Raw genomic sequence first — 7,963 nt, 5'->3', positions numbered from 1 at the left:
CACCCCGCTTCTCTTTCGCCGAAAATTCTCCGCATTGTTACCCTCATTCTCCGGACCTCGTCCGGACTCCTGCATTTTTTCCTGCAACCGCTGCTCGGCGGGATCAAAGGCAAACTGGTTGATACTCTTCATGATTCCGTCAACCAGGTCGTTGATGTCCATGGTCGGTGGCTCATCGTTTTGGATTCTGCCCTTACTTACCGGAGAGACAGAGAAAGTGTCGGGCGTCTGATGAAATTTTTTCGCGATTGCTTCTGAGGGGTTACTTACCGGGTGGCGGCGGGATGTGTCGGAAAATTCTGAAATAAGCGCCAACTTTCCGCTTTCCACATGCGTTGTCACCTGCTATATTAATCGTCGTAATTGTAGGTTGGGCAAATTGCGTTCGCTCGCTGCAGGTGAATTGGTGGCGCACCAGGAATTGAGGCAAATCGATATGGCAAAGGCACCGGAAAATTTTGCGGAGACGGTCAAAGAAGTCCGCCAGCAACTGGGGCTGAGCCAGGAAGAGCTGGCTCACGAGCTGGGCGTGAGCTTTTCCACGATCAACCGCTGGGAAAACAGCAAGACGGTTCCCTTCAAGCTGGCGAGAAGGCAATTCGAGGCGTTTTGTAAGCGGATGGCAGGCCAAGGCAAGCTGAATCTCGATAACAAGGATATTCACTCATGACCCCAGGCAATTTTCAGCAACTGGCGAATTTCATCTGGTCCGTGGCGGACCTGCTGCGCGGGCCGTACCGGCCGCCGCAGTACGAACGGGTCATGCTGCCGTTAACTGTGCTGCGCCGTTTCGATGCCGTGCTCGCCCCCACCAAGGAGGCAGTGCTCAAGCGCTACGAGACTTTGAAGGACAAAGATCCGCAGCTGGTGGACCGGGTGCTGAACGAACTGGCCAAAGACGACGACGGCAAGCCGCTGGGCTTTCACAATCACAGCCAGCTTGATTTCCGCAAACTCAAGGGCGACCCGGACAATATCGGCCGCCACCTGGCCGATTACATCAACGGCTTTTCCGAGAACATCCGAAAGATCTTCGAACGTTTCGAGTTTGAAAAGGAGATCGAAAAGCTCGAAGAGGCCAACCGCCTCTACCAGGTGGTGTCGCAGTTTGCCGAAATCGACCTGCACCCCCGCCATGTAGACAACATCACCATGGGGCTGGTGTTCGAAGACCTGATCCGGCGGTTCAACGAAGCGGCCAACGAGACGGCCGGTGACCACTTCACCCCGCGCGAAGTCATCCGCCTGATGGTCAACCTGCTGCTGGAGCCCGATACCCAGGTGCTCACCCAGGCAGGCAAGATCGTCACCATCTGCGACCCGGCCTGCGGCACCGGCGGCATGCTGGCCGAGAGCCAGAACTGGCTGCGCGCCCACAACGAACACGCCACGGTCAAGGTCTACGGCCAGGACTACAACCCGCGCTCCTACGCCGTCGCCGCCTCCGACCTGCTGATCAAGGGGCACAAGGACAGCCGCATCGAATACGGCAACACCCTGACCAACGACCAGTTCTCCGACATGCGTTTCGACTACCTGCTGGCCAACCCGCCCTTCGGCGTGGACTGGAAGGGGGAGAAGAAAGAGATCGACCGCTGGCCCAACTTTCGCGGCTATAACGGCAAGCTGCCGCGCATCAACGACGGCGCGCTGCTCTTTCTGATTCACATGATTGCCAAGTTCCAGCCGTGGCAGCAGGGCAACCGCGACAAGCCCGGCTCGCGCATCGCCATCGTCTTCAACGGCTCGCCGCTCTTCACCGGCGGCGCAGGCAGTGGCGAAAGCGAAATCCGCCGCTGGATCATCGAGCACGACTGGCTGGAGGCCATCGTCGCCCTGCCCGAGCAGATGTTCTACAACACCGGCATCGGCACCTTCGTCTGGGTGCTCAGCAACCGCAAAGAGAACCACCGCAAGGGCAAAATCCAACTGATCGACGCCCGCGACCGCTGGACACCGATGAAACGCAGCCTCGGCAACAAGCGCCGCTGGCTGGATGAAAAAGCCATCGATGAAGTGACCCGCGAGCACGGCGCGCTGACCGAATCGAAGACCAGCAAGGTCTTCGACAACGCCGATTTCGGCTACCGTCGCGTTACCATCCTGCGTCCACTGCGCCTCAAGTTCCAGCTCACCCCGGAGGCCAAGGAACGCTACCTTGACACCTGCCCGGAACTGCTCGACGCCGTGCTGGCCATCGAAGAAGTGTACGGCAGCGAAGCGCATGACAACTGGAATCAGGTGTGGGACGAGGTGCAGAAGATCGTCAAATGTCTGCCCGACGATGTCGAAGGCTGGGCCAAGGGAGCCAAGGGCACGGCCCAAAAAAAGGCCTTCCGTGATGCCTTCACCGAGGTTGACCCCGAGGCCGAGCCGGTGATTGCCAAGGAACATAAGAGAGTTGAACTGGATCTCGACGCGCTGTTTCCCGGCCAAACCCTGCCCGAGCTTGCACCGGATGAGCTGAAAGCCCTGCTGGGACTCAACCCGGCCGGGAAAGGGAAATATGTCGAGTACGAGGCCGACTCCAACCTGAAGGACTTTGAAAACATCCCCCTCAAGGAAGACGTAATCAGCTATGTGCTGCGCGAGGTGCGCCCTTATGTGGCGGACGCCTGGATCGACCGCGACACGCTGGATGAACAGGACGGCGGTATTGGCAAGGTGGGCTACGAGATCAATTTCAACCGCGAATTCTTCCAGTACCAGCCGCCGAGGCCGCTGGCCGAGATCGACGCGGAGCTGGAGGCAGTGGAGAAACGGATCATGGGGTTGTTGCGGGAGGTGACGGAGTGAAGGAACTGCTTCACGAAATCCGCGACCTGATTCAATCCGCCCGCCGGGCGGTGGTCCATTCCGTCGATCTCATTCAAGTTCTCACCAACTTCGAGATTGGTCGTCGCATTGTTGAGCATGAACAGGGCGGCGAGGAACGGGCTGAGTATGGCAAGGCGTTGCTCAAGGAACTCTCCGCTGCTCTGACGGCTGAGTTCGGGCGGGGGTTTTCCAAGCGGAATCTAGAGTACATGCGCAGGTTTTATCTGGCTTACCAGGATCGCCGAATTGCGCAGATGCCGTCTGCGCAATTGCCGTCGATGGAAAAATCCCAGATGCCGTCTGGGAAATTGACGAATGTTGAGCAATCACCCCAGATTTGGCTGACGGCATCTGCCAAATTCAATTCTCCTTTCAACCTAAGCTGGTCGCAGTATGTCTTTCTGATTTCCATCGACAACCCGGACGAGCGCAGTTTTTACGAGATTGAGGCTGCGCAAGGCGGCTGGACACTGCCGGAACTCAAGCGCCAGTTCAATTCAGGGCTGTATGAGCGCCTCGCCCTCAGCCGCGACAAGGAAGGGGTAAAAAGACTTGCCGCCGAAGGGCAGCTCGTCGCCCGCCCCGAAGATCTGCTCAAAGAACCCTACGTCCTTGAGTTCCTCGGTCTCGATGAAAGGGCGAAGTATTCCGAATCCGACCTGGAATCGGCCATCATCGACAAGCTCGAACATTTCCTGCTGGAGTTGGGCAAGGGTTTCCTGTTCGAGGCCCGGCAGAAGCGCTTCACCTTCGACGAAGAGCATTTCTTTGTCGACCTGGTTTTTTATAACCGCCTGCTGCGCTGCTATGTGCTGATCGATCTCAAAATCGGCAAACTGGGTCATGGCGACCTGGGCCAGATGCAGATGTATGTCAACTACTTCGACCGCTTTGTAAAACTGGACGAGGAATCGCCCACCGTGGGAATTGTCCTCTGCAAGAAGAAGCATGACGCCCTGGTGGAAATCACCCTACCCAAGGAGGCCAATATCCACGCGCGGGAATACCAGCTTTATTTGCCGGACAAGGAATTGCTGCGCCGGAAGCTCACGGAGTGGGGCGAGGAGGTAGGGGAATGAATTCAGCTCCCGTACTGCATGAATGGAAAACCGTTCCGCTGCGATATGTTTGCCAGCTTAATCCCTCTGTCGACTTTAGTGAATTCGAAGAGGACGACGAACTGACCTTCCTGCCCATGGACAGGGTCAAGGGCGGCTACTTTCTTCCGAATACCGACAAGTTTTCCAAGTACGTATCTTCTTACAATGCCTTCGAAGAGGGCGATATTGTTCTTGCCAAAGTCACGCCTTGTTTTGAAAACGGCAACATTGCTGTCGCTCAAAATCTTGAAGGGGGTAAGGGGTTCGGGAGCTCAGAGCTTTTTGTCATAAGGCCCAAGACGGTCAATCGAAAATTTCTCTTCTACTACTTACAGTCTTTGACATTCAAGCAGGAGGGCGAGGCTTCAATGACGGGTGCCGGAGGCCTCAAGCGCGTATCGCCTGACCTACTACGCCAACATCACTTGCCTTGTCCTGAGGAAGAAACCCAACGCCTGATCGCCGACTACCTCGACCGCGAAACCGCGCGCATCGATGCGCTGGTGGCGGAAAAGGAAAAGATGCTGGCCCTGCTGGAAGAAAAGCGCGCCGCCCTCATAAGCCGCACCGTCACCCGCGGCCTCGACCCAGCCGCCCCCCTCAAACCCTCCGGTCTCAACTGGCTGGGGAATATCCCGGCGCATTGGGAGGTGCTCCAAGTGAGATTTGCTTGTCCATCATTGCAGACCGGCCCGTTTGGTTCACAACTTCACGCTGAAGAGTACATTGACAATGGGATACCCGTTATCAATCCGGCCCATTTAAAAGACAATAAGATTACCCCTGACTATGGCATATCCGTAGACGATGAAACGGCTGATCGTCTAAGCGTACATAAGCTAAGGGAAGGTGATGTTGTTTTTGGGCGGCGCGGCGAACTTGGTCGATGCGGTGTTGTTGAAGCGTCCCAAGTAGGTTGGTTATGTGGTACGGGTAGCCTTCGCGTTCGCTGCGACCAGCGCCAGATTAACCCAAAATATCTAGCTTTAATTTTCAATGGAACAAACGCAGCAAAGCGTTTAACTGTTGAGTCAGTAGGCTCAACAATGGACAATCTCAATACTGAGATGCTTGGCCATTTTCGCATCCCTTATCCTCCGATTGACGAACAGAGATCTATCGTTTCTCAAGTTGAGATAGGCCACGTCAAGACTCGCAAGCTTGCCGATCAATTACTCATATCGGTTGATCTTGCTAAAGAACGCCGCGCTGCCCTGATTACCGCCGCCGTGACAGGGAAAATTCCAGCCGAGGAGATGCTCCCATGAACACCGTTCCCGCCTCCATTCCGGTTTTGCGCTGGGCTGCGGATAGGGCCTGGCTCTCCGACGCCATGCTGGAAAAACGGTTTCGCAAATGGCCGCTATGGCTTACCGGTGAAGCGCAACCGTCCTTGAAGCAACTGGAGAACTTTGCCCGGCTCACCCACACCCCAATCGGTTATTTCTTCTTGCCCGAACCGCCGGAACTCACACTGCCGGTGCCAGACTTTCGCACCCTGCGTGATGAGGCAATGCTTGAACCCAGCAGCGCCTTGCTGGATACTCTCTATCTCTGTCAGCAGAGGCAGGAGTGGTTCCGCGACTATGCCCGTATGCACGGTCTGCCCCGGCTGGTCTTTGTCGGCAGCGCAACCGTTGCGGCCATCCCTGAACAGGTGGCCGAATCAATGCGGCAGACCTTGGCGCTTTCCATAGCTGAACGGCAGCGGCTACCGACCTGGACGGATGCCCTGCGCCAACTCATCGCCAAGGCAGAGGAAGCCGGCGTGCTGGTGATGGCCAGTTCCATCGTCGGCAGCAACAGCCACCGTAAACTGAACGTGGATGAATTTCGTGGCTTTGCCCTGGCCGACGACTTGGCGCCGCTGATCTACCTCAATGGCGCCGACAGCAAGGCGGCCCAGATGTTTACCCTGGCCCATGAGCTGGCTCATATCTGGCTGGGAGAAAGCGGGGTGTCTGATCCGGAGGCAGGCAGTGTACCAGGGCAGCGGATTGAACGCTGGTGCAACCAGGTGGCCGCTGAACTGTTGGTGCCGCTGGATGAACTGCGCCAGGTGTATGAACCTGACTCATCAGTGGCTGCGGAAATTCAACGTCTGGCCCGTCTGTTCAAGGTAAGCACTTTGGTTGCCTTGCGCCGCCTGTTCGATGCGGGCTTTATTGATCAGGCCACCCTGTGGCGGTGCTACCGGCAAGAGGTGGAGAGAATCCGGGGACTGGATCGAGGCGGAAGCGGCAGCGGTGATTTTTATCGCACCCTCGGCGCGCGTACCGGCAAACTCTTCGCCCGGGCGATCCTTTCCAGCACTCTGGAGGGGCAGACCCTGTTTCAGGATGCCTTCCGCATGCTCGGAGTGCGCAAAACGTCGACCTTTTATGAAGCGGCGCGCGAGCTGGGGGTAATGCTATGAGCTACCTCCTTGATGCCAATGTGTTCATTCAGGCCAAAAATCTCCATTACGGACTGGATTTTTGCCCTGCATTCTGGGAATGGATAGTAGAGAATAATCATGCTGACAAGGTATTCAGCATCGATAAAGTGGCCGATGAGATCAACGCAGGTGCGGACGAGCTTACCAAGTGGATGCGGAATAACGGCAACGGCCTTTTTCTGAAAACCGATACGGCCACCGCCGCCCAATTCGGCAGGGTGAGTATCTGGGCCACGAGCCAGAACTACGAACCTGCGGCAATCAACACCTTTTTGCAGGTTGCCGACTTTTACCTTGTCGCCCATGCCCTTGCGGGAAGTCACGTGGTAGTGACCCATGAGGTTCCCGCCAACTCCACCAAACGGATCAAGATCCCCAACGCCTGCATTGGCCTCGACCTGCGCTTCATGACGCCGTATGAAATGCTGCGGCGGGAAAGGGCCAAGTTTGTTCTGGGGGGCGGACAATGAAACAAACCTCCGAAGCCGCCTTTGAAACCGCCATCGAAGCGGTCTTGCTGAATGACGGTTACTGCAAACTCGCCTCAGGCGCTTTCGACACCGAACGGGCCATATTCTCCGACGAGGCGCTGATCTTTATCCGCGAAACCCAAAGCAAGATTTGGGAAAAGCTGGAGGCCCTGCACGGCGCGGAGACCGGCGAACGGGTGTTGCAGGCGCTCTGCAAATGGCTGGACACACACGGCGCGCTGACCACGCTGCGTCACGGCTTCAAGTGCTTCGGCAAGACCCTGCGCATTGCCTTTTTCCGCCCGGCCCACGGCCTCAACCCCGAGCTTGCGGCGCGCTACCGTGCCAACCGGTTGGGGATTACCCGGCAGCTATACTTCAGTAGTAAAAACAAGAAATCGCTGGATGTGGTGTTGTCGGTCAACGGCATTCCGGTGGTGACCCTGGAGCTGAAAAATCCCCTCTCCGGTCAGACGGCGGCCAACGCCATTCATCAATATCGCCATGACCGCGACCCGCGCGAACCGGTCTTCCTGTTCACCAAACGCACTCTGGTGCATTTCGCCGTGGATACCGAAGAGGCCCACATGACCACGCGCCTGGCCGGAACCAGCACCCATTTTCTCCCCTTCAACAAGGGCTGGGATGGCGGTGCGGGCAATCCGCCGGATAAAGACGGCCGCAACTACAAGACCGCCTACCTCTGGGAAGAGGTGTTGCAGCGTGACAGCCTGCTGGATCTGCTGGCGCGGTTCCTTCATCTCGACATTGACGAGAAGGTCAGCGACGAAGGCAAGAAGGTGCGCAAGGAGACGATGATCTTCCCCCGCTACCACCAGTTGCAGGCGGTACGCCAGATGGTGACGGCGGCGGGCAGCGAGGGCGTCGGCCATAACTACCTGGTGGAACACTCCGCAGGCAGCGGCAAGAGCAACACCATCGGCTGGCTGGCGCACCGGCTCTCCTCTCTGCACAACGAGCAGGACGAGCGCATTTTCGACAGCGTGGTGGTGATCACCGACCGGGTGGTGCTCGACCGCCAGTTGCAGAACACCATCTATCAGTTCGACCACCGTCAGGGGGTGGTGCAGAAGATCGACGAGGATTCGCGGCAACTGGCCGAGGCGCTGGAATCGGGC

General features: G+C 57.3%; 7 protein-coding genes. All 7 read left to right on the top strand.

Going from position 1 to position 7,963, the window contains the following annotated elements; translation table 11 throughout:
- Positions 1-436 precede the first annotated feature (436 nt).
- Positions 437-670, top strand: coding sequence for a helix-turn-helix domain-containing protein (locus LHW45_10560; GenBank protein ID MCB5286012.1), 234 nt, complete (start codon positions 437-439; stop codon positions 668-670).
- Positions 667-2,796: a type I restriction-modification system subunit M gene (locus tag LHW45_10555; GenBank protein ID MCB5286011.1), complete on the top strand. Its 2,130-nt coding sequence runs from the start codon at positions 667-669 to the stop codon at positions 2,794-2,796. The genes LHW45_10560 and LHW45_10555 overlap by 4 nt, the downstream gene beginning before the upstream one ends.
- Positions 2,793-3,896 (top strand): PDDEXK nuclease domain-containing protein, encoded by a 1,104-nt coding sequence (locus LHW45_10550; protein MCB5286010.1) that lies wholly within the window; start codon positions 2,793-2,795, stop codon positions 3,894-3,896. The genes LHW45_10555 and LHW45_10550 overlap by 4 nt, the downstream gene beginning before the upstream one ends.
- Positions 3,893-5,185, top strand: a complete 1,293-nt coding sequence (locus tag LHW45_10545; GenBank protein MCB5286009.1) for a restriction endonuclease subunit S — start codon at positions 3,893-3,895, stop codon at positions 5,183-5,185. Before LHW45_10550 ends, LHW45_10545 begins: the two co-directional genes overlap by 4 nt.
- Positions 5,182-6,333, top strand: a complete 1,152-nt coding sequence (locus LHW45_10540; protein ID MCB5286008.1) for an ImmA/IrrE family metallo-endopeptidase — start codon at positions 5,182-5,184, stop codon at positions 6,331-6,333. The genes LHW45_10545 and LHW45_10540 overlap by 4 nt, the downstream gene beginning before the upstream one ends.
- Positions 6,330-6,824, top strand: a complete 495-nt coding sequence (locus tag LHW45_10535) for a DUF4411 family protein (protein ID MCB5286007.1) — start codon at positions 6,330-6,332, stop codon at positions 6,822-6,824. The genes LHW45_10540 and LHW45_10535 overlap by 4 nt, the downstream gene beginning before the upstream one ends.
- Positions 6,821-7,963: DEAD/DEAH box helicase family protein (locus LHW45_10530; GenBank protein MCB5286006.1), on the top strand; the 1,143-nt coding region annotated here is incomplete at its 3' end. The genes LHW45_10535 and LHW45_10530, both read left to right, overlap by 4 nt.

It is taken from the genome of Candidatus Cloacimonadota bacterium (assembly GCA_020532085.1).
Lineage (GTDB): Bacteria > Cloacimonadota > Cloacimonadia > Cloacimonadales > Cloacimonadaceae > Syntrophosphaera.
This window is presented reverse-complemented; position numbering and strand designations above follow the sequence as displayed.